We start from the raw sequence: 25,493 nt of genomic DNA, 5'->3' as shown, positions 1-25,493 counted from the left end.
GGTCTCCCGGAGCAGGATGGAACGGCCCGGCCGACGGGGTGAGCGGCCGGGGTCTCGAACGAAGAATAGGACGGCGAGAGGACAGATCCTGTCCTCGCACCTCGGTGCCGGACCCGGTGACGGTCTCGCCTCCGATCCATCCTCGCCTGCGCGGCAGCGCCCGCGCATCCTCTTTTGGTCGGAGATCCCGAGCGCCCGGGCAGGGGCTCGAGTCTCGGGCCCGGGTGCACTCCCGCGGGAGATGTCAGGACATCGCCCGGCTGAACCTCTCCGCCTGTTTCGTGGGGCCGGTGACCACGATGGTGTCCCCCTCCTGCAGGACGGTGTCCTGGGTGGCGGGCTGCCAGGCGGCACCGACGGGCTTCACCGAGGTGACGGTGACCCCGTAGCGGCGGCGGATGCCGCTGTCGCCGAGCCGGGTCCCGGCGAGCTCGGGGCTCAGGGCCGTCTTGACCATCGCGAAGTCGGTGTCGATCTCGATGAAGTCCTGCATCGTGCCCAGCACGATGTGGGCGACCCGTCGGCCCATGTCCTTCTCCGGGTAGATCACGTGCGAGATGCCGAGCTGCTCGAGGATCAGGCCGTGCGGGTCGCTCACGGCCTTCGCCCAGATCTTGCGGATGTCGAAGCGCAGCAGCAGCGAGGTGACGAGGATGCTGGCCTGGATGTCGCTGCCGATCGCGATGACGACGCGGTCGAACTCGGGAAGGGAGAGCTGGCGCAGCACCTCCTCCTGGGTGGCGTCGGCGTGGACGACGTGCGTGAGCCTGCCGTTGAGCGACTGGACGATGTCCTCGCACGCATCGATGCCGAGCACCTCGGCGCCCTCGTCCATGAGTTCGAGGGCGAGGGACTGCCCGAAGCGGCCCAGGCCGATGACCGCGACCGATCTGTCGGAGGTCGGGCCGGAGGAGAGGCCGGTGCGGAAGAGTCTGTGCTTAGCCAATGATCGGCCTTTCCTTGGGGAGGTCGTAGAGGAGCGTGCGGCGGCGGAGGGCGAGCCCGGTGGCGACGGTGATCGGGCCCAGACGGCCGACGAACATGAGGGCCACGAGGATCAGCTGCGCGCCGACGGGGAGGCCTGCGGTGATCCCCGTGGACAGGCCCACGGTCGCGAACGCGGAGACCACCTCGAACATGATCTGGTCGAGGGAGAAGTCGGTCATGAGCATGATCGCGACGGTGGAGGCGACCACGAGCCCGACCGCCATCACGATGACCGTGATCGCCTGGCGATGCACCGCTCGCGAGAGGCGCTTGCCGAAGACCGTCACGGCTCCGGCGCCGCGCAGCTCGCCGAGCATGAGGAAGAACAGCACGGCGAAGGTGGTGACCTTGATGCCGCCCGCGGTGCCCGCGGGGCCACCACCGATGAACATCAGCAGGTCCATGCCCAGCCAGGTCGCCGGGTCCATGGCCGAGGTGTCGATGGTGTTGAAGCCCGCGGTGCGGGTCTGGGCGGACATCGCGAAGCCGTTGAGGATCCGCAGGTGAGGGGGCATCCCGCCGAGGGTCTCCGGGTTCGTCCACTCGAGCGCGGTGATGTACGCGGTGCCGAGCACGAGCAGCAGCGGCGTCGCGGCGAGGAGGATCCGGGTGTTCATGGTCCACAGCCGCACGGTGCCGGAGTGCTTCCACAGCTGCATGAGCACGGGGAACCCGAGCCCGCCGAGCACCGTCGCGCCGCTCGTGGTCAGGAGCACCACGGGGTCGTCCCAGAAGGACATGAGGCTGTCGCTGTAGAGCGCGAACCCGGCGTTGTTGAACGAGGACACGGCGTGGAAGACGCCGAGCCACAGCGCCCGGCCCCACGTCTCGCCGTAGGTGAGCGCGAAGCGCAGGGTGAGGATCACCGCGGCGACCGCCTCGATGAGCAGCGAGATCCGTACGACGCTCATCACGAGGGTGCGCACGTCCTCGATGCCGAAGCTCTTGACCTCCGCGGCGGCGGTGAGCTTCGAGCGCAGGGACAGCCTGCGGACCACGGCGATGCCCACCACGGAGGCGAAGGTCATCACCCCGAGGCCGCCGAGCTGGATCAGCGCGAGGATCACGACCTGCCCGAAGGTGGTCCAGAAGACGGGGGTGTCGACCACGATCAGTCCCGTCACGCACAGCGCGGAGACCGCCGTGAACAGCGCTTCCATCACCTCGGCGCCGCCGGGACCGGTGGAGGCGGCCGGGTGCATCAGCAGGAGCGTCCCCAGGACGGCGCTGAGGGCGAAGGCGAGGAAGACGGTTCTTGAGGGACGCGGGCGTCGGTCGGCGGAGCGAGGCTGGAGCAGCCCGAGTGGTGGCACGCGCGGAATGCTACGCCTGCCCCTGGTGGTCCGATGCCCGCTGTGATCAGGAGATCACCGCGGCGCTGCGCCGGGCGGGGACGAGGATGATCAGCATCCTGAAAAGGGCCAGGAGCACGCCCTCCGGCGATACTGGAGGTCCGCGACCGGGAGGAAGGCTATGACGACGAGGACCCTGCTGGTGGGCTGCGGGCGCGTGGGCGTGCGGGTCGGAGAGCTGCTGCTCCGGAGCGGTGGCGAGGTGCTCGGCCTGCGCCGCGACCCCAGTGCCCTGCCCTCCACGTTCACGAAGGTCGGGGCGGATCTGAGCATTCCGCTGCCCGCCGCGCTGCCCGCGGTGGACGCCATGGTCATCACGCTGGCCCCGTCGGCCGCCCCGCGCTATCTCGAGCCGCTGCAGCACCTTGCCGCCGTGCTCCCCGAGCTCCCGCGCCGCACCGTGTTCGTCTCCTCGACGCGCGTGCTCGAGGGATATGACGTCTCGCGCCCGCTCACCGAGGCCGATCCCGCCCGGCCCCGCTCCGACCGCGCCCGGGTGCTGCTCGAGGGCGAGCAGCGGGCACGCGAGCTGTTCGGCGCGGTCATCCTGCGCCCGGCAGGGATCTACGGACCTGGCCGCGAGCACCTGATCAGGACGGTCCTCGACGGGCGGCCCGTCGAGCACGACCGCCGCACGAACCGGATCCACGAGGCGGATCTCGCGAGGGCGATCGTCGCACTCCTGGAGGCGCCCGAGCCGCCGGCGCTGCTCCATGCGGCCGACGGTGCACCCGCCCGGCTCGGCGAAGTCGTCACGCATCTCGCGCAGCGGCTCGGCGTGCCCGTGCCTCCGCGCATCGCTCCGGATCCGGGCACGGGCACGGTGCTGGACGCCTCCGCGCTGCGCGAGCTGCTCGGACATCTCGAGGTGCCGGATTTCCGGGCGGGCTACGACGCGCTGCTCGAGAACAGAGCGCCCCATGCGTGAGGTGCTCGGCATCGAGGTCGGGGATGACCTCCTGTCCCGCTGGTGGAGCTGGTGGGCACCCGCGCTCCAGCCGTTCCGGATGGATGGCCTCCCTGGGCCGCTCGCCGCACAGATCCCGCTGCGCTCCGAGGAGGCGACCGCCGAAGTCCGCGACACCTACTTCCTCTACGACGGCACCTGGACCTGGCTGACACAGGATGAGGTCGAAGCGCTGCCGTCGGCCGCGCGACGCGCGCTCCTGAGCAGGCGGCGCACCTGCATGCGTCCGAAGCCGTCCCCGCCCTGGCCCTCGCGGCAGTCCCGGGACGGCGAGGGCGCACTGCTCCACTGGGTCGAGGCCGGGGTCGCCCCCAGCGAGCACGCGCAGGTCAGCGCGGCGACCTGGTGGCGGGCCCGGCCGGTCCTTCCCGGAGCCGACGCGCTCGCGGGCACCTTCCCGCAGGCAGGGTCCGGGGCGAACTGCTTCGCCACGGTGGTCGCCGCGGCAGAGGGCATCGCAGTTGCCGACGAGTGGATGCAGATCGCGCCCTTCGAGGACTGGCTCGTTCGCCGCACGATCCCATGGTCGGGAACAGCGCACGACGATGATCCCGGAACGGTGCTGGTGTGGACCGAGCACGGCACGCTCGTCCATGCGGCGATCAGCCTCGGCGACGGCTGGGTGCTCCACAAGCCCTCCCAGTCCTGGTCCTCACCGAGGCTGGTGTGGTCCGTGCGCCGCCTGGTGCACACCTGGACCTTCCCCGGCACCCGGCTCTCGCGCCACCTGCTCCGGCCGTAGCGGGCTACGCAGGCGAGCTCACTCCGCTCAGCCCTCGTCGGCCGTGAGCTCCGCGAGGAGCTCCTGCACCCGCCGGTCGATGTCGTCGCGCACCAGGCGCATCCGCTCGGCACCCTCGATGCCGCGCTCGGAGGGCTCGTCGGTGACCCAGGTGTCGATCGTCCCGGCCATCCCGGGGACGGGCTCGACCACGGCCTCCTCGCCGAGCACCACGACCCGGTCCACGCGGGCCAGCAGTGAGGGGTCGATCGGCGTGGTGACAGCGGCGGCCATGTCCGCGCCGACCTCGGCGACGACCTCGGCGGAGAGGGCATTGACCGCGGTGCCGGGCTTCGTGCCGGCCGAGTGCACCTCGACGGCGCCCGCGGCGCGGGCCACCATGAGGGCGGCGGCCATCTGGGACTTGCCGCCGTTCTTCACGCAGACGAACAGGACGGACGGGGTGGTGGACGGGGCGCTCATGCGGAGATCTCCTCGGGGACTGCGGGGGTGCGGGCGGAGGGGACAGTGGGATCACCGGGGAAGAGCCGACGGCCCAGCCACAGCGAGACGTAGACCAGCGCGACCAGGACGGGGACCTCGATGAGGGGGCCGACGACGCCCGCGAGCGCCTGACCGGAGGTGACGCCGAAGGTGCCGATCGCGACGGCGATCGCGAGCTCGAAGTTGTTGCCGGAGGCGGTGAAGGCGACGGTGGTGGACTTCGCGTAGTCCATCCCCACGGCGCGGCTGAGCAGCAGCGAGCCCACGAACATCAGCACGAAGTAGGCCAGCAGCGGCAGCGCGATGCGGGCCACGTCGACCGGGGCGGAGAGGATCGCATCGCCCTGCAGGGCGAACAGCAGCACGATCGTGAACAGCAGGCCGTAGAGGGCGAACGGGCCGATACGCGGCAGGAACCGGTTCTCGTACCAGTCCCGGCCCTTGACCCGCTCCCCGAGCACCCGGGTGAGGAAGCCGGCGACCAGCGGGATGCCGAGGAAGACCAGCACGCTGAGCACGATCGCGCCGACCGAGAACTCCACCGTGGTGGTGGACAGGCCCAGCCACGAGGGCAGCACCTGCAGGTAGAACCAGCCGAGCACGCCGAAGGCGAAGACCTGGAAGACGGAGTTGATCGCGACCAGCACGGCGGCGGCCTCGCGGTCGCCGCAGGCGAGATCGTTCCAGATCAGCACCATGGCGATGCAGCGGGCGAGGCCCACGATGATCAGCCCGGTGCGGTACTCGGGCAGGTCGGCGAGGAAGATCCACGCGAGGGCGAACATGAGCGCCGGGCCGACGATCCAGTTCAGCACGAGCGAGGTGATCATCAGACGACGGTCGGCGCTGATGCGGCGGGTCTCGTCGTAGCGCACCTTGGCGAGCACGGGGTACATCATCACCAGCAGTCCCACGGCGATCGGGAGCGAGACCCCGGCGATGCTCACGGACTCGAGCGCGGGCGCGATCCCGGGGACGACGCGTCCCAGCATCAGGCCGAGGCCCATCGCGAGCAGGATCCAGGCCGGCAGGTACCGGTCCAGGAACGACATCTCCCCGACCACACCGGTGGGTGCGCTGGTCGCTTCGGTCGTCATGTCGGGGGTCGTCATATCGAGCACTGCCTCTTCCCATAGACGGATGTCGATGCGAACGCTAGCCTGTCGCATAGACGAACGTCAATGTAAGGTGCGTCCATGTCCTCCTCCACCGCCTCTCGCTCCGTGAGCATCTCGATCAGGGCCTCCGCCGAGGCTCCTGCGGAGTCCTGCGAGCCCGGGACCTCGACCGCCGACGGCTGCTGCGTGCTCGGCGCCGGCCTGATCGACGTCGTAGAGGCGGAGCACCTGGCGCTGCGGTTGAAGGCGCTCTCGGATCCGACGCGCCTCCAGCTGCTCTCCCACGTGGCGGTGCGCGGCTGCGGGGACGTGTGCGCGTGCGATCTCGCCGAACCGCTCGGGATCTCGCAGCCCACCGTGAGCCACCACATGAAGAAGCTGGTCGAGGCCGGGTTGCTGACCCGTGAGCAGAAGGGCCGCTGGGCGCACTATTCAGTGGTCCCGTCCGCCTTCGCGGAGCTGCGCACCTTCCTCGACCTCCGCTGACCCGCCCCTCCTCGGTGATCCCTCCCCTCCTCGGTGGTGACCTCCGCGGCCGCGTCGAGGGGCTCATCGCAAGGCTCGGAATCCGATCCTCGGAGTCTGCGCCCCGGAGGGCCTGAGCCTCAGCTCGTCACGAGCGCCGCCACGATCGGCAGCACGATGGTCATGACCAGGGCATTCAGCACCATGGCGGCGCTGGACCAGCCCCCGGCCTCGGTCGAATCCGCGAGCACGCGGGAGGTGCCGATACCGTGCGATGTGAGGCCCACCGCGAAGCCGCGCGCCCGCTCGTCCCGCACCCCCGCGAGGCTCAGCAGCGCCCGGCCGACCACCGCGCCCAGGACGCCGGAGATCATCGTGAGCACCACCGCGAGCGGTACGGAGGCCTGGAGCACCTCGGCGATCGACAGGCCCACGGGGGAGGTCACCGAGCGGGGCAGTGCGGCTCGGAGCAGGTCGTCCTCGACGCCGAACGCGCGCAGCACCCCCACCGTGATGACGATGCTGAGCACTCCGCCTGCGGCGAGCGCCGCGACCACGGCGGGCGCCGAGCTGAGCAGCGCCTTCCCGTTGCGCAGCAGCGGCAGGGCGAGGGCGACCGTGGCGGGCCCGAGCAGCATCGTCAGCAGCGCGACCTGCTCGAGATAGACCTCGTACGGGAGCCCCGTGAGCAGCAGGACCGCGGCGACGACTGCGGTGGTGACCAGCACCGGTGAGAGCACGCCGGGCCGGCCGAGCCTCTGGTGGAGCCAGTACGCCCCGAGATACGCGGTGAGGGTCAGGGCGAGCCCGAAGACGGGCAGGTGGATGAGGGTGCTCATGCCGCCTCCTCCTGTCGCCGGTCCCGGCGGCGGTCCTGCTGGCGCAGCAGCGCCTGCAGGACCATCCCGGAGACGATCAGCGGCACCAGGAAGGAGCCGCCCACGGCGAGCGCGAGCGGCAGGGCGTTCTCGGCGAGGGACTCGAGCTCGAGGACGATCCCCACGCTGGGCGGCACGAACAGCAGCTGCAGATGCGCGAGCAGCGGGGTCGCGGCCGGATCGGCGACGCGCACCACGGCGCGGGTGGGGCCCAGGATCCCGAGCACGACCAGCAGCACGATCCCGAGTACCACGCCGGGGACGGGCAGGCCGAGCAGGGCCGAGACGGCCAGGCCCACCAGCTGCGCGAGCAGCAGGACCACGAGGCCGAGCAGCACTGGAGGCAGGAAGGCGGCGCGTGACATCCCGGTCAGGGTAGCCCGAGCCGTCCCGCAGGAACCGCGTTGACCACGGCCGACGGGCCCCGCACACTTCCCCCATGCCCTCCTCCGCACCCTCCTCCGCGTCCCTGTCCTTCCCGCTGCGCGGCGACCGTGTGCTGCTGCGCCCCTTCGAGCCGGCCGACGCCGACGCGGCCCATGCCGTCTACGGGGACGAGGAGGTCATGCGTCACGTGGGTGAGGGCGGTGCGGTCTCGCGTGAGGAGACGGCGCAGATGATCGAGGGCTACCGACGTCACCAGCACGAGCACGGATTCGCCTGCTGGGCCGTGGTGGACCATGGCACCGGGGAGCTGATCGGTGACGCGGGGCTCGAGATCACCGCGCACGGCGTCGAGCTCGGCTACACCCTGACCCGCAGCGCCTGGGGCCGGGGCCTTGCGACGGAGGCCGGGAGGCTGTGCATCGCGGCGGCGTTCGGCCCGCTCGGCCTGCCGCGGCTGGTCGCCCTGGCCGACGTCGACAACCCCGCCTCGCTCCGCGTGCTCGAGAAGCTCGGCTTCCGACGGGCGGCGGAGGTGGCGGCCTTCGGTCGTGCACATCACGCCCTCGAGCTCGCCGCGCCCGGGGACGAGCAGGCCTCGCCCTCCCCGGCATGAAGCGCAGCTGACCTGGGAGGACGCCCGGGGTCGGGGGTGTGCGCAGGCCGACTGCGGCGCGGGCCACAGGAGCGGAGGATCACGCCGGACTTGCCCGGACCGGCCGTCCTCGCCCAGCGTGGAGCCCTTGCGCAGGCCATTTCACAGGCCCTTCCACACGGCCCCTCGTCCACCCCTCGGAGGTCTCCGGGATGTCCAGCAGTTCTCTGCACACCACGCTCGATCGACGTGCCGCGCTCCGCGGCCTCGGCCTCCTCGGCCTGACCGCCGCCGCCGGTCTGTTCGCCGATCCCCGGGCGCATGCCGCGAGTGATCTCGTGGTCGTCGACCAGAAGGACACCGGCCCCTGGGAGAAGGAGAACTGCGGCCCCGCCGCAGCCGTGATCGCGATGGTCGCCGCCGGCCGCACGGTCGAGCACTACGTCCCGGGGACCGCGGGCGCCGAGCCGGGCGGGAACGCCCGCGCCGTGATGGAGATGCGCGCCCGCTGCGGCATCTCACCCTGGGGCGAGCCCGAGATCAAGACCGTCGACTGCGTCGGCGCCTATCTCGGGAACCTCGAGACGGGGATCCGTGAGGCGGAGGGCACCGCCACGCGCGCCCAGTACCGGGAGGGGCTCGAGGCGGCCGCTCGCGGCTCGGTCGTGATCCTGCATGTCCACCACGGCACCCTGCTCGGCGAGGACGCGGACTACGGCCACTTCGTGGTCGCCCAGGGCGAGGACGCCGACGGGAACATCCTGGTCTCCGACCCGGGGCGCGCCCAGAGCATCGGCATCACCGCCTACCCGCCCGAGCACCTCCTCGAAGCCCGACAGGGACACGCCGCCATCGTCAGCTGACGGCGGCCGCACCGCTCGCCGGGGGCCAGCGGGCCGGGGCGCCGGGGTGCCGGGGTGCCGGGGTGCCGGGGTGCCGGGGTGCCGGAAGAGAATCCTCGCCGTCTGCGGGTCTGCGGCCAGCTGCTGTGCTCTGCGGGAGGCGGTCGTGCAGCGTGGTCGCTCGTCGCCCCCTCCCGGCGCAGTACACCGGGACCGGGGCAGGGACCGGGACCGGGGCAGGCACCGCAACGAGTCGTAGCTTCGGTACCGCAAAGAGGGGCTGAGCGGTACCGAACCTACGACTCGATGACCTCCCCGGTACCGAACCTACGACTCGATGTCCGCCCCGGTACCGAACCCACGACTCGGGCCATCGCCCCACCTCAGCCCATGAAGATCCCGTTGCCCGGGCCGAGGGGCAGGTCGAAGAAGAAGAACACCGCGAGGATGAGCGTCCACACCACCCAGAACGGGATGACGAACGGGAGCATGCGCGCCATCAGCGTGCCCAGGCCCGCGCCCGGCTCGTACTTCCGCAGCATGCCCAGCAGCACGATCATGTACGGGTTCATCGGGGTGATGACCTGGGTGGCGGAGTCGCCCACCCGGAAGGCGGCCTGGGTGAAGGCGGGCTCGTAGCCGATCAGGGCGAACATCGGCACGAACACGGCGCCCATGATCGCCCACATGCCGGAGCCGGAGATGATGAACAGGTTCAGCACGCTGGCCAGCAGGATGAAGCCGATCACCGCACCGAATCCGGTCAGTCCCGCGTTCTCGAGGCCCGCCGCGCCGGTGACCGCGATCCAGGTGCCGATCCCGGACCAGTTGAACAGCGAGATGAAGTTGCCCAGGATGAACGCCAGCACGATGAACGGCAGCATCTCCTTGAGCGCGTCGGACATCATCTGGACGGCGTCGCGGGTGTTGCGCAGGGTGCCGACGATGAGTCCGTAGGCGGTGCCGACCACCATGAAGTACGCGACCACGATGAACACGATCGAGCTCAGCAGCGGAGACTTCGGCAGGAAGCCGCCGTCCTCGTTCCGCCAGGGGGAGCCCGCCGGCAGCACGGCCACCAGGATCAGCGCGGTGAGCACCACGCCGGCGAGCACCGCGACCAGCAGCCCCTTGTTCTCCTTCGGGGTGAGGGCAGCGCGCATGTGCTCGGCGCTGTCCGAGGAGTCCTCGGCGCCCTCGACGGCGATCTCGTCGACCGGGACGTTCTGGCGCGTCAGGCGCGGTTCGATGAGCTTGTCGATGATGAAGCCCGCCACGAACCCCAGGATGATCGAGGCGACGATGTTGAACCACCAGTTCGACACCGGGTTCACGGCGGTGAACTCGAACCCGGGCAGCGCCTCCATCACGGAGGTGGTGATCCCGGCGAACAGGGCGTCGAGCGAGGTGGGGAAGATGTTGGTGGAGTAGCCGGCGCCAGCGGCCGCGAAGCCTCCCAGCAGGCCGGCCACGGGGTGTCGGCCAGCCGCTTTGAACACGAGCGCCGCGAGCGGCGGAACCACCACGAACGCGGAGTCGGCCATGATCGAGGAGATCACGCCCACGAAGCCCACCACGTACGGGAGCATCCACGCCGGCGAGGAGCCGAACAGCTTCCGGATCCCGGCGGCCAGCAGCCCCGAGTGCTGGGCGATGCCGATCGCGAGCAGGATCGGCATCACGGTGACCAGCGGCGGGAACCCGATGTAGTTGATGCCGAGGTTGGTGGTCAGCCAGGCCATGCCCTCCCCGGTGAACAGGCCCTTGATCACCGTGGGCTCCTCCGAGCCGGGAACGGTGACGACCACCCCTCCCATCTGCATCCCGGTGGAGACCAGTCCGGTGATCACAAACAGGACCATGAACAGCATGAAGGGCTCGGGCAGCTTGTTGCCCGCCCACTCCACCCAGTTCAGGGCCCGATCGGTGAAGCCGGTCTTCGTCGGCGTGGTCTGTGCGGCGCTCATGGTGACTCCAGTCGGGTCGGGTGAGTGGCGGCTGCCGGTGGGTCGGTTCGTGCCCAGCGCGGCGGACTGCGGTCTGTGGAAGAACTGCGGTCGTTCGAAGTGCTGCGGCCAGTGAAAGAACTGCGGCCATTCAGGGGCGTGCGGTCAGTCGAAGAAGCCGGGGACGTCGATCGCTCCGCCCGCCGCCTCGAACTCCTCGGCGACGGCAGCGGCCAGGGCCGGATCGTGCAGCACATCGAGCACGGTGGCGGCGAGGCCGTAGGCGCCGTCGGCCGCGGCGGTGCGCGCATCTGCGGAGACCGCCGCCGAGGCGAACTCCCGGGTGTGCAGCGCGACCTCGGGCGGGGCGATGCGGATGACGGGGTGGATGCCGGGGATACGGTAGCTGACGTTGCCGAAATCGGTGGAGGCCGCGAGCGAGGGCGAGACGACGCCGTGGGGCAGCGGGTCCCGGCCGCGGCGGCGCTGAGCCTGCACCCAGCGGCCGGTCAGCGCCTCGTTGGTGCGCACCGGCAGCGAGGGCGGGTGCTCGTCCCAGTGGATCGTGAGGCCGACGCCCGCCATCAGCGCCGCCCCACGCGCCACCTCCTCGACGCGCTGGGAGAGGTCCTTGAGGGTCTCGGGGCGCTGGGAGCGCACGTACAGGTCGAGCCGCGCATGGTCGGGCACGACGCTCGCCCGTTCACCGCCCTCGCGGATCACGGCATGGATGCGGTCCGTGGGCGGGGTCTGCTGGCGCATCAGGCCGATGCCCTGGTACATCAGGCTCGCCGCATCCAGCGCGTTGCGCCCCATGTAGGGCTGGGCGGAGGCATGTGCGGTGTGCCCGTGGAACTCGACGGTGAGGGTCCGACGGCCCAGCCAGGTCTGATCGGCCAGGTCATAGCCGTAGGGGTGGGCCATGACGGCGGCGCCCAGTCCGTCGAAGGCGCCCTCGCGGGCCATGTACTCCTTGCCGGTGTGGCCTTCCTCGGCGGGGGTCCCCAGGAACACCACCCGTCCTGGCACGGCCGACGGGTCCGCTTCCGCGAGCGCGGCGAGCGCCAGGAACGCGCCCAGGCCCATCACGGCGATGACGTTGTGGCCGCAGCCGTGTCCGATGCCCGGCAGCGCGTCGTACTCGGAGAGGATCGCGAAGGTCGGCGCATCGTCGTCCTCGGCGCCCGGGCCGCGGATCTCCGCACGGATCGCGGTGTCCAGGCCATGCACGCCCACCTGGGCGTCGATCCCGTGGGCGGCGAGGACGTCGGCGATCGCGCGGGCGGAACGGTGCTCCTCGAAGGCGACCTCGGGGTGCTCGGCGAGGTCGAGCATCAGCGCGACCATCTCCGCGGCGTCGGCCCCCACCTGCGCCTCGAGGCGCTCGTGGAGCGCGGGAGAGGCGCCGTCGAAGGCGGAGACCGGGTGGGCCGAGGTGCGCATCGCCGTCTCGCGCTCCTCATCGAGCTGGCGGAGGTAGGCCGAGGAGACCTCGGTGTGCTGGGCGCCGGGACGCGCTGTCGGCTCGGTCGTCATGCCGGTCACGGTAGAGCACACACCGGCGTTCGGGGGCGAGGTTCCACCAGATGGCTCCGCGAGCAGGAGCGCAGGCGCGAACAGGCGCTGACGGGGGCGAACAGGCGCGGACGGGAGCGAGCAGGCCTGAGCAGGGCTGCCCTCTGACGTGGGTGAGGGGACCACCCGCGCGCACACATTCCGCAGGAATGTACGATCTGGTCAGTGCCCTGCGGCGATCCCGCAGCCGTGCTTCCCGTGCGGACCGCTCACCCTGCGATCCGTGGTCGTCTCCTGGCGGCCACCCCGTCGCCCTCGTGGCGACGATCCCGTCGTCCCCCGATGGACAGCGCCGCCGCGCACCGGTGACGCCCCGTCGCTCGACGTCAGCGCCTGTCGCTCCTCGTGGCAGTTCTCGGTCGCCGTCCCCGCGGTGGTCCTTCCCCGGGTCGTCATCGTCGTCGGCCCCTCTCCTGCGCCGTTCCCCCGCGGCGCTGCTCCCCGGAGGCTCTTCATGAGTGCATCGTCCCCATCCGCCGGCGCCCCTGCGCCGAGCGCCGACCGCGGTGCCTTCTCGGGCCGCACCGCGTTCATCTTCGCCGCCATCGGCTCGGCCGTCGGGCTCGGCAACATCTGGCGCTTCCCGGCCGTGGCCTACGAGAACGGCGGCGGCGCGTTCATCCTGCCGTATCTGGTCGCGCTGCTGACCGCCGGCATCCCGCTGCTGTTCCTCGACTACGCGCTCGGGCACCGCTGGCGCGGCTCGGCGCCGGCCGCCTGGCGCCGCTTCAGGCGCTGGACCGAATTCATCGGCTGGTGGCAGGTGCTGATCGCCCTGATCATCGCTCTCTACTACGCGCTGATCCTGGCCTGGGCCACGAACTACACGATCTTCTCCTTCGACCAGCGCTGGGGCGATGACGCCGGTGCGTTCTTCGGCGAGTACACCCAGGCTCTCGGCGGGGCCGATGCCACCGTCAGCTTCGACTTCGTACCGCCGGTGCTGATCTCGATGATCGTGGTCTGGCTCGCGGTGATCGTGGTGATGGCCCTCGGCGTGCACAAGGGCATCGCCGCCGCCTCTGTCATCTTCATCCCGCTGCTGGTCGTCATGTTCATCATCCTGGTGGTGCGCTCGCTGTTCCTGCCCGGCGCGATCGACGGCCTGGACGCCTTCTTCCAGCCCAACTGGGCCGCGCTGACGGACCCCGGCGTGTGGATCGCGGCCTACGGCCAGATCTTCTTCTCGCTCTCGGTGGCGTTCGGCATCATGCTCACCTACGCCTCGTACCTCAAGAAGAAGACCGACCTCACCGGCTCCGGCCTGGTGGTCGGTTTCGCGAACTCGGGCTTCGAGATCCTCGCCGGCATCGGCGTGTTCTCCGCGCTGGGCTTCATGGCCCAGGCACAGGGCGTCGCCATCGACGAGGTCGTCACCTCCGGGGTGGGCCTGGCGTTCATCGCCTTCCCGACCATCATCAGCGAGGCCCCGGCGGGCGCCATCATCGGAGTGCTGTTCTTCGGCTCCCTGGTGCTGGCCGGCTTCACCTCGCTGATCTCCATCGTCGAGGTGGTCATCGCTGCGATCCAGGACAAGTTCGGCATGGCGCGCGTGCCGGCGACCCTCGCGGTCAGCGTCCCGATGGCCGTGGTCTCCATCGTGCTGTTCTCCACCACCATGGGGCTCCCCCTGCTGGACGTCATGGACAAGTGGGCCAATGAGTACGGCATCGTCGCGGCCGCCGCCGTGTCCACGATCGTCGTCTCCTACGTGGTGCGGGGCCTGCCCACCCTGCGCGACCACCTCAACCAGCGCGGCACCTTCCCGATCGGGAGGATCTGGATGCTCTGCGTGGCGGTGATCGCGCCGCTCGTGCTCGGCGTCTCGCTGATCCTCAGCACGATCACCCTGGTCACCTCCGAGACCACGTACAGCGAGTACCCCGGCTGGTTCAACCTGGTCTTCGGCTGGCTGATGGCGATCGCCTTGGTGGTCATCGCGATCGGGCTGTCGCTGATCCCGTGGTCGAAGAACTCCAACCTCTACAAGACGGACTCCGACGGCGATCCGATCGCCCCGGAGGTTGTGGCCGGCAAGGGCCTGGTCACGGATCCCGAGGCCGCGACCCCGCACGAGCTGCGCAGCGCGCCGTGACCTCGGGGCGGCGCGGAGAACGGCCGGCCGAGATCCGGCCGGACCTGCACCGCCCCCGTCCGCTCATCCGCCGCTCTGCTCAGACCGTCCTTCCCACCACACAGGAGTGATCATGTCCTTCGCCTCCATCGTCATGATGATCATCGCGATCGTCACCGTCTGGGGCGGCCTCGTCGCCGCCATCATCAATCTCAGGCGCCACCCCGAGACCGACGACTGAGCCGGGCGGGCCGCCCCGGCCCGCCGGCCCCGGCCCGCCAGCCCCGGCCCGCCGGCCCCGGCCCGCCGGCGATTGTGCGCTGTGGACCTATGCGAAGCACTCGCATAGAACCACAGCGCACTTTCGTCGCACCCGGCACCCGGCGCCGCGCGGGTGCGGGTGCGGGTACGGATGTGAGAGCCGGAGCGGGTGCCGCCATCCGCCAGACGCGGCCAGCCGCCGGGCGCCGCCACCGACCGGGCGCCGCCACCACCACCGGCCAGGCGCGGCCACCCGCACCCGCACCGTTCCTCCACAGTGCTGCGGTCTCCACAGGGAGCAGCCCCCATCGGGATGCCTGTCGCGTGACGCCTACGGTCTCGGCATGCGTGCGATCCCCCTCCCCGCGGGCGCTCTGCTCTCCCGCAGCCGCTGGCGAGACATGGGCGTCTCCAGCAAGCGTCTGGCCGGCACGCAGTTCGTCCGCCCCCTGCCCGGTCTGCTCACTCCCCGGGCGTTCCCTGCGTGGTTCGACGACATCGTCTCCGCGCTGCAGAGGACCGTGATCCCCGGCGCCGTCCTCAGCCACACCACTGCTGCCGTCCTGTACGGAGTGCCGGTCCCCCTCGATGTCGATGACGGGGTGGGACTCCTCCTCCACCTTCGCGACCCGCGCAGCGGCCGACGGCGGTTGAGCCTGTTCGCGCCCCGGCATGACCCGAAGGCTCCCCCGCTGACCGAGCCCGACCGCCTCGGACCAGGCCACCCGGCGTTGACGCTGACGCTGCCTCACCTGCACTGCCGTGTCCCACCCGGGTCGCAGCCGAAGGCGGGGCGGCACGTGACGGTGCACCGCATGGCCCCCGGTGCCACCAGGAGGTGGCGCGGGCTGATCCTCTCCTCACCCCCGGAGCTGCTGCTCGAGCTGGCGCTCCTCCTCGAGCACGATGAGGTGGTCATCGCGATCGATCACTTCCTGGGACCGAACAGCTCCCTCCCGGGGACCACCTGCGAAGCCGTCGGCCGTGCTCTCGAGCCCTACCGAGGACGGCCCGGATACCGCAGGGTGATGCGAGCACTCGCGGATGCACGCGAAGGGGTCGAGTCCCCCGGGGAGACGCGGACCCGCCTGCTGGTGACCCGCGCCGGGTTCCCCGAACCCACGCCGAATCTCCGCGTCCAGGACCCGGACAAGGGGACCCTCCGGCGGATCGACAACGCCTACGCCTCACACCTCATCGGCATCGAGTACGACGGCGACATCCACCGCAGCAAAGGCGCGTGGAGAGAGGAGCACGCACGGCGGGACTCGCTGGAGTCGGCCGGCTGGACCCTGCGGCGATTGACCGCCGCGGACATCCGCGAGCCCGGCCGCTTCCTCAGCGCGCTGCGGCGCACCTTCCTCGCCGCCGGTGCTCCCGCCCCGCCCGAGAGCGCATGGCAAGGGGACGCGGGCGCCGCACTGCGTCGCCCGATCACGCCGCCCCCTCGCCGCTCCCCGTCATCCGATGTGCGCTGAGGACTCATCTGGAGCACGCCCATAGGTCCTCCGAGCACAATCGACGTCTGCTGGGGAAGGGTCCGCGGGGCAGGGCAGGGCAGGGCGGGGCAGGGCAGGGCACGGGCAGGGCCGACCCGGATACGGGCTCGGGTCGCGAGGCCAGGGCCACGTCAGCACTGGCCCGTCACCGATACAGCGGCACCTGCACACCCAGCCAGTACACCCCGATCACCGTCAGCGCCGTCGCGGCCAGCACCGCGACGTCCAGCGCAGTGACCCTGAGATAGGCGAGCCGTAAGGTGCGCCCGGCGGAGTTGCTCGCGCCATAGGTGAAGCCGCGTGTCTCGAGGGCCTCCACAGTGGTGCGCACGTTCTTGGCGGTGTTGAGCATGATCGGGTAGAACGCCGTCACCGCCATCACGCACCACTGCCAGATCACCCGCCATCCGAGCAGCCCACGGCTCGCAGGCGGCGCGTTGCGCAGCCGCTGCCCTTCGAAGACGGTCACATACTCGTCCACCAGGATCGGCAGCATGCGGTAGCCGTAGCTCACGCCGAAGGCGAGCAGCTCGGGGGCGCGCAGGGCCAGCAGGGCATCGGAGAGCTTCTCCGGGTCCAGGGAGACGAAGGCGGCCATGGACGCCATCGAGACGGCGCCGAGCTTCAGATTCAGCTCGGCGAGCGCGACCAGCGTCGTGAGGTCGCCGCCGAACAGGAAGGCGGCGACGAACAGGGCGATGATGTCCGCGCCGAGGCCGATCACGAACAGGCCCAGCACCAGCGGACCCACCCGGGCGAGGATCACCGAGACGATCCCGAGCACGAAGAAGCCGATCAGCACGGTGAGGTTGTGGGTGAACCAGGGGGCGAATGCCATCACCAGGTACCAGGCGATGACCATTCGCGGGTCCATGCGGGAGAAGAGTCCGCCGCGGGTGGAGTAGGCGGTGCGCAGCAGCTCCAGGCGCACCCAGTCGACGCTGAGCACGTCATGGGTCTTGCGGGCCATCAGGACTCCTGCAGGGGATCGAGGGCGGCAGTGGGGGCGGTCGACAGGGCGGGCACAGCCGACAACGCGGGCACGGCGGACGACGCGGGCACGGCGGACGACGCGGGCGCAGCCGACAGCGCAGGAGCAGCCGACAGCGCAGACGCAGCCGACGTGCCGGGCACGGCCGACAGGTCGGGCAGCCATGTCCGCAGCTCCGCGGCGGTCAGCGGCAGCGGGTCCAGGCCCAGCTCGTGCGCGATCCGGGCGGCCTGCGGCGGGACCAGGCGGGCCTGGGCGGTGAGCTCGGGGCGGGAGAACAGCTCGCGCGGGGTGACGTCGGCGAGCACCCGGCCCTGGTCCAGCACGATGACGCGGCTGGCCCAGGAGGCGACCAGCTCCATGTCGTGGGTGGCGACCACGGCGCAGCGCACGGTCTCGGCGAGGGACTCGAGCATTCCGGTGACGTCGTGGCGGGAGCGGACGTCGAGGCTCGAGGTGGGCTCGTCCAGCAGCAGCATCGTGGGCCGCATGGCCAGACCGATGGCGATCGTGGCGCGGCGCTGCTGACCGCCGGAGAGGGTGCGGCCGTCGCGTTCGGCGAGCTCGACGAGGCCCACCCGGTCGATCACCTCGTCGACCCGCTGCTGGGCTCCCGGCACCTTCCTCCCGACGGGGAAGAGGGCGACGTCGGCCCGCACGGTGTCCTTGAGGAACATCTGCTGCGGGTGCTGGTAGAGGTAGGCGACGTGCTCGGAGAGCCGGGCGGCGGAGCGGGAGCGGGTGTCGATGCCGTCCACGGTGACGGTGCCTTCGCGGGGCACGATCAGGCCGGTCAGCAGCTTCATGAGGGTGGTCTTGCCGGCGCCGTTGGTGCCCACCAGCGCGACCCGCTCCCCCACGTGCAGCTCGAGGTTCAGATCCACCAGCACCGGGGCGAGCTCCCCTCCGACGGTGCGATAGCCGTGGTGGATGCCGGTCAGGGTGGCGACGGGCTCGGTGCGAGCCGCAGTCGCGACGAGCGCAGTCGGGTCGGCGATCTCGTCTCCCGCCCCCGTCGGCCGCTCCCCCACCTGCAGGCGCAGCATCGCGACGGCCGAGGGCACATCCAGCGCCACCCGCTCCGCGCCGACTGCGGCGGTCAGGGCGACCGCGTCAGGGGCGGGGATGCCGTGGGCCTCGAGGTCGCGGTGGCGGTCCATGGCCTCCTGGACGGGCAGGTGCCAGACCGGGGCGCCGTCGGCCATCAGCACCACCGAGCGGGCGAACTCGGCGATGAACTCGGCGTGGTGCTCGATCGCGATCACGGTGATGCCGTGGCGCTCGTTGAGCTCGCGCAGCCGCAGGTAGATCTCGCGGGCACGCGCCGGATCGAGCTCGGCGACGGGCTCGTCGACCACGATCACCTCGGGGCGCATGGCGAGCACCGCGGCCAGCGCGACCAGGTGGGCCTGCCCGCCGGAGAGCTGCCAGACGAAGCTGTCCCGCAGGTGGGTGATGCCCAGCTGCTCGAGGGCCTCCTCGGTGCGCTCGCGATAGTCCTCGTGCCCGAAGTTCAGGGGCCCGAAGGCGATCTCGTCGCGCACCGTCGGCCGCACCAGCTGGTTCTGGAAGTCCTGGTAGACGTAGCCGACGCGGCTGGACAGCTCCGCGACGCTCGACTCCCAGGTGTCCACACCGCCCACGTGCACGGAGCCGGCGTAATCGCCGTTCCAGTAGTGCGGCACCAGACCGTTGAAGGTCTTGCACAGCGTGGTCTTGGCAGAGCCGTTGCCCCCGACCACCGCCACGAAGTCGCCGCGCTCGATCGTGAGATCGACATTGCGCAGCGTGTCGCGGTCGGTCCCGGGATAGCGGAAGGACAGGTCCTTCACGACGATCACGGGATCCGACGGGGCGGGATCCGACGGTGCCGCGACGATCGGATCCGCCGCGATCGGGTGGGCAGTGGTCGGGGGAACGGTCTGCATGATGCTCCTGCTCGTGGGGGCCAGCGGGCGTTCGGCGCCTCAGCGCCCGGAGGTCCCGGCGTCGGTGGCGTCCGCCGCGACGACCTCCTCGGCCTCGCGCACCGCGGCGGGGGTGGAGCGGGAGAGGCGGAACAGGAGGATCGCCACCAGCATCACCACCGCGATCGCGGCGACCGAGATCAGCAGGAACCCGTTGCCGAACTGGTCCAGGAAATCCGGCTCCCAGGCACCGGCGCTGATGTCGAAGGCCTCGAGGAAGGCGAAGCCGAAGGAGGCGATCGCGAGCAGCAGCACGAAGCCGACGAACATCGGGGTCTTCGGTGCATCACCCGGGATCGGCTCCCCGGGGACGCGCGGACGCATGCCCATCAGGGGCTCGATCTTGCCGTGCAGGGCGGGGATCAGCCACATCGCGGGGATCGCGCCGAGCAGGATGCCGCTCATGATGACGTCGACGCCCAGGCCCAGGATCTCCAGGGTCAGGACCGACTCGGGCAGGCCCTCGACGTACTCGGCGTCCTCGACGCCGACCCACACCTTGCCGAGGTCGACCACGGCGGAGAGGATCTTGTCGATGAGGATGATGGCGACCGCGCCGATCGCGATCTGGAGCCGGTTGCGGGGGTTCCGCACCAGGGAACCGCCGATGTAGATCGCGAGGAACATCTGCAGGTAGCCCTCGATCTCGGCGAGGCCGGAGAAGTCACCCATCAGCAGATCGGTGAACACGATCTCGCCCAGCGGGGCGCCGAGCGCGGCCCAGAACGGGGAGAGCAGGGCGGCCATCGCGAGCGGCACGAAGATCATGTTCGAGACCGAGATGTCGACGGGGCCGATCGAGGGGTCCGGGACGATCTCCAGGATGATGTTCGAGAGTCCGAACAGGGACATCGAGAGCACGAAGACCATCAGCTTCTGGGAGGTGGTCAGCTCCGCGCGGCGCACGCCGTCGACGACGCCGCGCAGGGTGCCGCGGCGCTGGTCCGTGGCGGGAGGTGAGGGGATCTGGGTGGACATGGCGATGCTCCTTGGACGAGGAAAGGCAGGCGGGCGGGGTGAGGCGGCACTGCGGGAGAAGGCACTGCGGTGAGGCGGACCCGACGCGGTCGGGGTCCGGTCAGGGCGCCGACGGGGGTCGGGGCCGGGTCTCGGGGCGGTGGCGGACGGGTCAGGAAGGTCAGGGGCCGACGGCCAGCTGCGCGGCGAGCAGGTCGATGACCTGGGCCGGGGAGTCGAGCACGTGGTCGGCGTCGCCGCTGGTGAGGGCCGCGTCGAGGTCGGCGTCGGAGTCCTTGCCGCCGCGCAGCAGGCAGACGGTGCCGATGCCGGCGTCGCGTCCGCCGCGGCCGTCGTTCAGGGCCTTGTCCCCGACGTAGATGACCTGCGACCGGTCGGTGGCGAGTCCCGCGAGGGCGGCCTCGAAGATCGCGCGGCCGGGCTTGCGCACGCCCACCTCGTCCGAGTAGGCGGAGGGGCCGATCATCGCGGTGAGCCCGTAGCGGGCGAGGATCTCGCGCACGCCCTCGCCGGAGATGGTGTTGGAGACGATGCCGACGACGATCCCCTGCTGATGGCACCACCGGATCAGCTCGAGCGCGCCGGGGCGCGGCGCCGGGAGATTCTTGAAGCGGTGCAGGGTGAGGGAGAGCTGCGGGGCCTCGAGCCGCAGGGCGGCACGCAGCGGGGCGGGCAGCCCTGCGCCGACGAGATCGCCCCAGAGCATGGCCGGGTCGATCTCTTCGTGCCGAGGGGCCTGATCGGCGGCGGCGTCGCGGGCGCGCTTGCGGGCACGGTGACGCTCCCAGCCCTCGGCGGCGGCACGTTCGGCGGTGGCGAGGTCGATCGGGCTGCCGATCCGCTCGGACAGCGCCACGATCTGGGCGGCGACCGCCGCGAACCGCTGCGGGTTCGGAGTGGACAGGGTGATCACCCCGCCGTGGTCCAGCAGCAGCGCGGGGCGCCGGGCGGCGACGGCCGACGGCGCGGGGTCGTTCTCACCGGGCAGCGCGGTCCCGTCGGCGGCGGCGACGTCACCCACGGCACCGTCGGGGGTCAGGGTGCCGCTGACGGTGGCGCCCGCGGGGTCGGCAGCAGCTGCGCGGGCGGCCGACGCCTCGAGCGCTGCCCGCAGCGGTGCCAGCAGTCCCTCCGGGGTCTCGAGCACCAGGTCGGGAGTGTCGGTGACGCGGAAGGGCGGGTGGTCGGTGCGGCGGTCGCGGGTGATCACCACGGCGCCGACGCCGGCGCGGCGCCCGGCCACGACGTCGCGGTCCAGGGTGTCGCCGACATACCAGGCCTCCTGCGGGTCGACGTCCAGCGCCTCGGTGGCCAGACGGATCATGTCGGGATGCGGTTTGCGGATCCCGACCTCGTCGGAGTAGATCTGGACGCCGAAGGTCTCAGCCAGACCGAGGTGCTCGAGGACCGCGCGATGTGCCCGGCCCGAGTGGGCGTTGGAGACGATCCCGAGGCGGATCCCACGAGCGGCGCATTCGGCGAGCAGCTCGGTGATGCCGGGGCGCTGGTGGTGGTCCGCGACCAGGGGCGCCATCGCGGCGAGCAGCTCGCGGGCGTCCAGGGCCAGGGCGCTGCGCACCGTCGCGGGCAGGTCCGCGAGCAGGAAGTCCTCGACGATCTCGCGCGGGCCGAGCTCGCGCGGGGAGAGCCGACGGCTGGCCGCGTTCTTCCACAGCGACAGGGCGGTGCGGCCGGTGCGCAGGGACTCCTCGACCTCGGCGAGCTCGAGGTCGGCGCCGACGGCGCGCGCCCGCTCCACCACGATCTCGGCGAGCTCCCGAGCCCAGGTCACGCGCGAGGAGGTGGAGATGACCACCCCGCCGAAGTCCAGCAGCAGCGCCCGCGGGGCGGGCAGGGCCGCTGCCGGCAGGGCCGGTGCCGACAGGTCCGGTGCCGACAGGTCCGGCGCCGAAGGCACGGGGCCCCCTTCCGGCGGGAGGTGCATGCCGGTGAGGTCCGGCTGCGAGGGGCGAGGCGCAGTGCTCACGTCTCTCCGATCATGAGGGGAACGGCGCGAGGCCGGGATCCCGACGCCGCATGAGCAACGCTAGGAAGAGAGTCCGGTGGGTTCATGAACTCCGGGTGAACCTCCCGGCACGTCTTCGTCTCTGGACCTGAAACTCTTCAGTCCTGCCGGTCAGAACCCGAAAAGAGTCGTGTAGACCGGTCTCATGAGCTCCCCCGCAGACAGGACCGCACCCCGGATCACGTTGGCGGACGTCGCTCGCGCAGCGGGGGTGTCGTCGGCCTCGGCGTCGATGGCGCTCAATGATCGTGACGGGGTCGCGCCGGCTACCCGGGGGCGGGTACTGGCCGCGGCGCGGCAGCTCGGCTATCGGCGCCGGTCACGGGGCACCGGTCTGATCGGGGTGCTGCCCACGGACCTCGGGAATCCGTATCACACGGACGTCATCGCGGGGATCGAGGCCGAGGCGGAGAGCCTCGGGCTCGGGGTGGTGATCGCTCACGGCCGACGGGACGGCGCCCATCTGGAACGGCAGCTGCAGCGGCTGCTGGAGCTCGAGGTGGACGGGATCGTCGCGGTGACCACCTGGCTGAGCCCGCAGGCGCTCGAGCAGGCCGGACAGCGGGTGCCGCTGGTGGTGATCGGGCGGATGCAGGATGCGGTCACCGGCACCGACTCGGTGCTCAACCACGACCAGGCCGGAGCGGCACTGGCCGTGCGCCATCTGGTCGAGCAGGGGCATCGGCAGCTGGCCCATGTCACCCTGTCCACCCGGCCGGGGCCGGCGATGCGGCGGGCGGGCTTCCTGGCGGAGGCGGAGCGCCTGGGTCTGCGTGAGAGCGCGCAGGTGATCGGTCCCGATCCGGCCGCGGCCGACGCCGGCATCGAGCAGCTGCTGCGCGCCCTGCGCCGCGGCGACGCCGATGCGCCCACCGCCGTGTTCGCGGCGAACGACATCGCTGCGGTCACCGTGCTGCATCGCGCGGCCGACCGTCGCATCGAGGTCCCCACGCAGCTCAGCGTGATCGGCTACGACTCCTCCGCGGTCGCGCTCACCGTGCGCCCCCACCTGACCAGCGTCAATCAGCCTCGGCAGGAGATGGGCCGCCTCGCCGCCCAGATGCTGCGCGAGCGGATCGCGGGACGGGTGCATGACGCCGTGAGCGTCGTCGACCCGGTGCTGACCCTCCGCGCCTCGACCGGTCCCGGCCCGGCGCTGCACCGACGTGTCCCGCCTTCACCGTCGCCGTCACCGTCACCTTCACCTTCACCTTCACTGTCACCGGCCCCGCTCCCGCTCCCGCACCCGCACCCGCACCCGCACCCGCACCCGCACCCGTACGGTCGGTGACCGCCCATTGTGCGCTGACGACCTATCCGCTGCGGCCACATAGGTCCTCAGCGCAGAATCGGCGGTCGCTCCTCCGTCTCCTCGGCATCGGCCGCATCGTCCGCGTCGTCCGCGTCGTCCGCGTCGTCGGCGCCTTCGACGCTGCCGGACACCAGGCACCAGGCACCAGGCACCAGGCACCAGGCATGCGCTACCCTTCCGGCATGCACCTGCGCATCGACTATCCGCACGGCTCTGGGACGAGCCGCGCTGTCGTGCGCGCGCCGATGCCGTGAGGCAGGCGAGGTGAGATAGCACCGCTCGACTCAGAGCCCCAGGCGAGGACCACACGGTCCTCGCCTTTTTTCGTCGCCACGGCGAGGGGTTCGCACGAGGTTCCTCGCCCTTCCGGAAGGACCTCTCCATGACCATCGCCCCGACCCCGCCGCACAGCTCCCCCGAGGAGATCCTCGCCGAGCTGGAGCGCACCACGGACCAGATCATCGGCCGCGAGGACCTGCTGACTCGGCTGCGCGAGGGGCGGCCCCTGCGCGTCAAGTTCGGCGTCGACCTCACCGCCCCGGACCTCCACCTCGGCCACGCGGTGAACCTGTGGATGATGCGCACCCTCCAGGACCATGGCCACACCGTGATCTTCCTGCTCGGGGACACCACCAGCCGCATCGGCGATCCGACCGGCCGCAGTGCCTCACGCCCAGTGCTCACCGAGCAGCAGCTCCTCGACAACGCCACCTCGTTCCTCGATCAGGTGACCCGGGTGCTGCGTTCCGAGCCCGAGCTGCTGCAGATCCGTCGGAACTCCGAATGGTTCGACGAGATGGGGGTCGCCGGGCTGCTGTCCGAGCTCAGCCTGATCACGCACGCCCACCTGATCTCCCGCGACATGTTCCGCTCACGGATCACCGCCGGAACAGAGATCGCGATGCATGAGCTGATCTACCCGGTGCTGCAGGGCTTCGATTCCGTCGCCTTGGAATCCGACCTGACGATCGTGGGCACCGACCAGCTGTTCAACGAGTCGAGGGGACGCGAGCTGCAGGTCAAGCACGGGCAGGCACCGCAGACGATCATCACCAGCACCGTCACGCCGGGCCTCGACGGCGGGCCCAAGCAGTCCAAGTCGCTGAACAACTACGTGGGCCTGTGCGCCGCGCCGGAGGAGAAGTTCGGTCGGCTGATGACGCTGCAGGACGAGTTGGTGGGCACCTGGGCCCGCGTCTACTCCGACCTTCCCTTCGAGCGGGTGGAGGAGCTCGGCCGACGGGCGGGTTCCGGAGGCGCTGCGGCCCGGGATGCGAAGCTCGATCTGGCCGAGGCGATCGTCGCCCGGCACGATGGCGCCCCCGCGGCGAGTCGCAGCCGTGAGGAGTTCCTCCGTGTCTTCTCCGCACGGGAGCAGCCCCGCGAGATGGCCCCGCTCGCGCTGAGCCGCACGACGATGACCGCACTCGACCTGGTGACGACGGCGCGCCCCGAGCTCTCCCGCAGCGAGGCACGGCGCCTCCTGGCCGGTGGCGGGGTCGAGCTGGAGGGGCGCCGCTTCTCAGATCCGGAGGAGCTCCTGACTCTCTCGTCCTCTTGGGTCCTGCGCGCAGGGAGGAGGCGCTGGTTCCGGCTCGAGATCGCTGAACCATCGGAGCGTGGCGGAGGCGCGCCTGCCTGAGACGCGGTCGCACCCGGGCATCGCCGGTGCGCGAGCGCGCGCCGCTGCCCGTTCGCCCAGGCCCCGAATGTGACCTGCGTCGGTCCGGTTCGCACCACCCTGGGGTGTCAGGTACGCTATCCACTGCTCTTATAGAGCGCTGGAGGATTCGCCTAGCGGCCTATGGCGCACGCCTGGAACGCGTGTTGGGTTAACGCCCTCGGGGGTTCAAATCCCCCATCCTCCGCCAGCTGAAATAGCCTCTGACCTGCGACTTGATCGCATGTCAGGGGCTATTTCCATGTCCGGGCACGGTACGGCATGAGCAGCGCAGTCCAGGGTGCGGAGCCAGACGCCCGCGGCGTCGCGCACTCGTGACCGCATCGGAACCTCGCCCTCGATCGGCCGCGTCCATGCACGTCAGCGGGAT

At 71.1% G+C, this 25,493-nt stretch carries 22 protein-coding genes and 1 tRNA gene; 11 read left to right on the top strand and 12 right to left on the bottom strand.

Annotated elements, in window-relative coordinates; all coding sequences use genetic code 11:
• Positions 1-244 precede the first annotated feature (244 nt).
• Together ACT3T9_RS13570 and ACT3T9_RS13565 are read right to left on the bottom strand one after the other, a co-directional pair.
• Positions 245-946, bottom strand: coding sequence for a potassium channel family protein (locus tag ACT3T9_RS13570; protein WP_444606776.1), 702 nt, complete (start codon positions 944-946; stop codon positions 245-247).
• Positions 939-2,300, bottom strand: a complete 1,362-nt coding sequence (locus ACT3T9_RS13565; protein WP_444606775.1) for a TrkH family potassium uptake protein — start codon at positions 2,298-2,300, stop codon at positions 939-941. The genes ACT3T9_RS13570 and ACT3T9_RS13565 overlap by 8 nt, the downstream gene beginning before the upstream one ends.
• A gap of 160 nt (positions 2,301-2,460) precedes the next feature.
• On the opposite strand from ACT3T9_RS13565, the gene ACT3T9_RS13560 reads away from it, so the two are divergent.
• Complete coding sequence (locus ACT3T9_RS13560) at positions 2,461-3,267, top strand: SDR family NAD(P)-dependent oxidoreductase (protein WP_444606774.1); 807 nt, start codon at positions 2,461-2,463, stop codon at positions 3,265-3,267.
• Positions 3,260-4,048 carry a hypothetical protein gene (locus ACT3T9_RS13555; RefSeq protein ID WP_444606773.1) on the top strand — a complete coding sequence of 263 codons (789 nt, stop codon included), beginning with the start codon at positions 3,260-3,262 and terminating at the stop codon, positions 4,046-4,048. Before ACT3T9_RS13560 ends, ACT3T9_RS13555 begins: the two co-directional genes overlap by 8 nt.
• A gap of 27 nt (positions 4,049-4,075) precedes the next feature.
• Here the strand turns inward: ACT3T9_RS13555 and ACT3T9_RS13550 are convergent, their stop codons facing one another.
• The gene (locus ACT3T9_RS13550) at positions 4,076-4,510 is read right to left on the bottom strand and encodes an arsenate-mycothiol transferase ArsC (RefSeq protein WP_444606772.1); all 435 of its coding nucleotides are present in this window, start codon (positions 4,508-4,510) and stop codon (positions 4,076-4,078) included.
• Positions 4,507-5,643 carry an ACR3 family arsenite efflux transporter gene (gene arsB, locus ACT3T9_RS13545; protein WP_444606771.1) on the bottom strand — a complete coding sequence of 379 codons (1,137 nt, stop codon included), beginning with the start codon at positions 5,641-5,643 and terminating at the stop codon, positions 4,507-4,509. Before arsB ends, ACT3T9_RS13550 begins: the two co-directional genes overlap by 4 nt.
• A gap of 84 nt (positions 5,644-5,727) precedes the next feature.
• On the opposite strand from arsB, the gene ACT3T9_RS13540 reads away from it, so the two are divergent.
• Complete coding sequence (locus ACT3T9_RS13540) at positions 5,728-6,135, top strand: ArsR/SmtB family transcription factor (RefSeq protein WP_441446287.1); 408 nt, start codon at positions 5,728-5,730, stop codon at positions 6,133-6,135.
• 119 nt (positions 6,136-6,254) lie between these two features.
• Here the strand turns inward: ACT3T9_RS13540 and ACT3T9_RS13535 are convergent, their stop codons facing one another.
• Together ACT3T9_RS13535 and ACT3T9_RS13530 are read right to left on the bottom strand one after the other, a co-directional pair.
• Entirely contained in the window at positions 6,255-6,953 is a 699-nt protein-coding gene (locus ACT3T9_RS13535) for an LrgB family protein (protein WP_441446286.1), read from the bottom strand.
• Positions 6,950-7,357, bottom strand: a complete 408-nt coding sequence (locus tag ACT3T9_RS13530; protein ID WP_441446285.1) for a CidA/LrgA family protein — start codon at positions 7,355-7,357, stop codon at positions 6,950-6,952. Before ACT3T9_RS13530 ends, ACT3T9_RS13535 begins: the two co-directional genes overlap by 4 nt.
• A gap of 74 nt (positions 7,358-7,431) precedes the next feature.
• On the opposite strand from ACT3T9_RS13530, the gene ACT3T9_RS13525 reads away from it, so the two are divergent.
• Positions 7,432-7,992 (top strand): GNAT family N-acetyltransferase, encoded by a 561-nt coding sequence (locus tag ACT3T9_RS13525; RefSeq protein WP_441446284.1) that lies wholly within the window; start codon positions 7,432-7,434, stop codon positions 7,990-7,992.
• Between the two features lie 191 nt (positions 7,993-8,183).
• A complete protein-coding gene (locus ACT3T9_RS13520; RefSeq protein ID WP_444599758.1) occupies positions 8,184-8,834 on the top strand; it encodes a hypothetical protein in 651 nt (216 codons plus the stop codon).
• Positions 8,835-9,196: 362 nt separating this feature from the next.
• On the opposite strand, the gene ACT3T9_RS13515 is transcribed toward ACT3T9_RS13520, so the two are convergent.
• Positions 9,197-10,780, bottom strand: coding sequence for an AbgT family transporter (locus tag ACT3T9_RS13515; RefSeq protein WP_444606770.1), 1,584 nt, complete (start codon positions 10,778-10,780; stop codon positions 9,197-9,199).
• Between the two features lie 144 nt (positions 10,781-10,924).
• Entirely contained in the window at positions 10,925-12,295 is a 1,371-nt protein-coding gene (locus ACT3T9_RS13510; protein WP_444606769.1) for a M20 family metallopeptidase, read from the bottom strand.
• Between the two features lie 493 nt (positions 12,296-12,788).
• Here ACT3T9_RS13510 and ACT3T9_RS13505 point away from each other — a divergent pair, with 493 nt between their 5' ends.
• The 3 genes from ACT3T9_RS13505 (at position 12,789) to ACT3T9_RS13495 (ending at position 16,147) form a co-directional block, all read left to right on the top strand.
• Positions 12,789-14,429, top strand: coding sequence for a sodium-dependent transporter (locus ACT3T9_RS13505; protein ID WP_441445779.1), 1,641 nt, complete (start codon positions 12,789-12,791; stop codon positions 14,427-14,429).
• Positions 14,430-14,541: 112 nt separating this feature from the next.
• A complete protein-coding gene (locus ACT3T9_RS13500; protein WP_441445778.1) occupies positions 14,542-14,649 on the top strand; it encodes a methionine/alanine import family NSS transporter small subunit in 108 nt (35 codons plus the stop codon).
• A gap of 364 nt (positions 14,650-15,013) precedes the next feature.
• A complete protein-coding gene (locus tag ACT3T9_RS13495; protein WP_441445777.1) occupies positions 15,014-16,147 on the top strand; it encodes a hypothetical protein in 1,134 nt (377 codons plus the stop codon).
• Positions 16,148-16,313: 166 nt separating this feature from the next.
• On the opposite strand, the gene ACT3T9_RS13490 is transcribed toward ACT3T9_RS13495, so the two are convergent.
• The 4 genes from ACT3T9_RS13490 to ACT3T9_RS13475 all read right to left on the bottom strand — a co-directional run bounded on the left by ACT3T9_RS13490 (position 16,314) and on the right by ACT3T9_RS13475 (position 22,091).
• Entirely contained in the window at positions 16,314-17,138 is an 825-nt protein-coding gene (locus ACT3T9_RS13490; protein WP_444606768.1) for an energy-coupling factor transporter transmembrane component T family protein, read from the bottom strand.
• Positions 17,138-19,087 (bottom strand): ABC transporter ATP-binding protein, encoded by a 1,950-nt coding sequence (locus tag ACT3T9_RS13485; protein ID WP_444502592.1) that lies wholly within the window; start codon positions 19,085-19,087, stop codon positions 17,138-17,140. Before ACT3T9_RS13485 ends, ACT3T9_RS13490 begins: the two co-directional genes overlap by 1 nt.
• A 39-nt stretch (positions 19,088-19,126) precedes the next feature.
• Positions 19,127-20,104 (bottom strand): cell division protein FtsQ, encoded by a 978-nt coding sequence (locus tag ACT3T9_RS13480; protein WP_444606767.1) that lies wholly within the window; start codon positions 20,102-20,104, stop codon positions 19,127-19,129.
• Between the two features lie 160 nt (positions 20,105-20,264).
• Positions 20,265-22,091, bottom strand: coding sequence for an HAD family hydrolase (locus tag ACT3T9_RS13475; protein WP_444606766.1), 1,827 nt, complete (start codon positions 22,089-22,091; stop codon positions 20,265-20,267).
• A 184-nt stretch (positions 22,092-22,275) separates the two neighbouring features.
• Here ACT3T9_RS13475 and ACT3T9_RS13470 point away from each other — a divergent pair, with 184 nt between their 5' ends.
• The 3 genes from ACT3T9_RS13470 to ACT3T9_RS13460 all read left to right on the top strand — a co-directional run bounded on the left by ACT3T9_RS13470 (position 22,276) and on the right by ACT3T9_RS13460 (position 25,313).
• Positions 22,276-23,421, top strand: a complete 1,146-nt coding sequence (locus tag ACT3T9_RS13470; RefSeq protein ID WP_444606765.1) for a LacI family DNA-binding transcriptional regulator — start codon at positions 22,276-22,278, stop codon at positions 23,419-23,421.
• A 403-nt stretch (positions 23,422-23,824) separates the two neighbouring features.
• Positions 23,825-25,084 carry a tyrosine--tRNA ligase gene (gene tyrS / locus ACT3T9_RS13465; RefSeq protein WP_444606764.1) on the top strand — a complete coding sequence of 420 codons (1,260 nt, stop codon included), beginning with the start codon at positions 23,825-23,827 and terminating at the stop codon, positions 25,082-25,084.
• 141 nt (positions 25,085-25,225) lie between these two features.
• Positions 25,226-25,313 (top strand) — tRNA-Ser (locus ACT3T9_RS13460).
• Positions 25,314-25,493 lie beyond the last annotated feature (180 nt).

The sequence above is a fragment of the Brachybacterium sp. AOP29-B2-41 genome (assembly GCF_052378395.1).
Taxonomy (GTDB): Bacteria; Actinomycetota; Actinomycetes; order Actinomycetales; family Dermabacteraceae; genus Brachybacterium.
Note: the sequence above shows the minus strand (reverse complement) of the source record. Positions and strands in the feature narration are given on the sequence as shown.

Bases quoted from the DNA above. Each gene is read 5' to 3' on its own strand.
- ACT3T9_RS13560 (WP_444606774.1), top strand. From the start codon at position 2,461: ATGACGACGAGGACCCTGCTGGTGGGCTGCGGGCGCGTGGGCGTGCGG.
- ACT3T9_RS13555 (WP_444606773.1), top strand. From the start codon at position 3,260: ATGCGTGAGGTGCTCGGCATCGAGGTCGGGGATGACCTCCTGTCCCGC.
- ACT3T9_RS13550 (WP_444606772.1), bottom strand. From the start codon at position 4,510: ATGAGCGCCCCGTCCACCACCCCGTCCGTCCTGTTCGTCTGCGTGAAG.
- arsB (WP_444606771.1), bottom strand. From the start codon at position 5,643: ATGACGACCCCCGACATGACGACCGAAGCGACCAGCGCACCCACCGGT.
- ACT3T9_RS13540 (WP_441446287.1), top strand. From the start codon at position 5,728: ATGTCCTCCTCCACCGCCTCTCGCTCCGTGAGCATCTCGATCAGGGCC.
- ACT3T9_RS13535 (WP_441446286.1), bottom strand. From the start codon at position 6,953: ATGAGCACCCTCATCCACCTGCCCGTCTTCGGGCTCGCCCTGACCCTC.
- ACT3T9_RS13530 (WP_441446285.1), bottom strand. From the start codon at position 7,357: ATGTCACGCGCCGCCTTCCTGCCTCCAGTGCTGCTCGGCCTCGTGGTC.
- ACT3T9_RS13525 (WP_441446284.1), top strand. From the start codon at position 7,432: ATGCCCTCCTCCGCACCCTCCTCCGCGTCCCTGTCCTTCCCGCTGCGC.
- ACT3T9_RS13520 (WP_444599758.1), top strand. From the start codon at position 8,184: ATGTCCAGCAGTTCTCTGCACACCACGCTCGATCGACGTGCCGCGCTC.
- ACT3T9_RS13515 (WP_444606770.1), bottom strand. From the start codon at position 10,780: ATGAGCGCCGCACAGACCACGCCGACGAAGACCGGCTTCACCGATCGG.
- ACT3T9_RS13510 (WP_444606769.1), bottom strand. From the start codon at position 12,295: ATGACGACCGAGCCGACAGCGCGTCCCGGCGCCCAGCACACCGAGGTC.
- ACT3T9_RS13505 (WP_441445779.1), top strand. From the start codon at position 12,789: ATGAGTGCATCGTCCCCATCCGCCGGCGCCCCTGCGCCGAGCGCCGAC.
- ACT3T9_RS13500 (WP_441445778.1), top strand. From the start codon at position 14,542: ATGTCCTTCGCCTCCATCGTCATGATGATCATCGCGATCGTCACCGTC.
- ACT3T9_RS13495 (WP_441445777.1), top strand. From the start codon at position 15,014: ATGCGTGCGATCCCCCTCCCCGCGGGCGCTCTGCTCTCCCGCAGCCGC.
- ACT3T9_RS13490 (WP_444606768.1), bottom strand. From the start codon at position 17,138: ATGGCCCGCAAGACCCATGACGTGCTCAGCGTCGACTGGGTGCGCCTG.
- ACT3T9_RS13485 (WP_444502592.1), bottom strand. From the start codon at position 19,087: ATGCAGACCGTTCCCCCGACCACTGCCCACCCGATCGCGGCGGATCCG.
- ACT3T9_RS13480 (WP_444606767.1), bottom strand. From the start codon at position 20,104: ATGTCCACCCAGATCCCCTCACCTCCCGCCACGGACCAGCGCCGCGGC.
- ACT3T9_RS13470 (WP_444606765.1), top strand. From the start codon at position 22,276: ATGAGCTCCCCCGCAGACAGGACCGCACCCCGGATCACGTTGGCGGAC.
- tyrS (WP_444606764.1), top strand. From the start codon at position 23,825: ATGACCATCGCCCCGACCCCGCCGCACAGCTCCCCCGAGGAGATCCTC.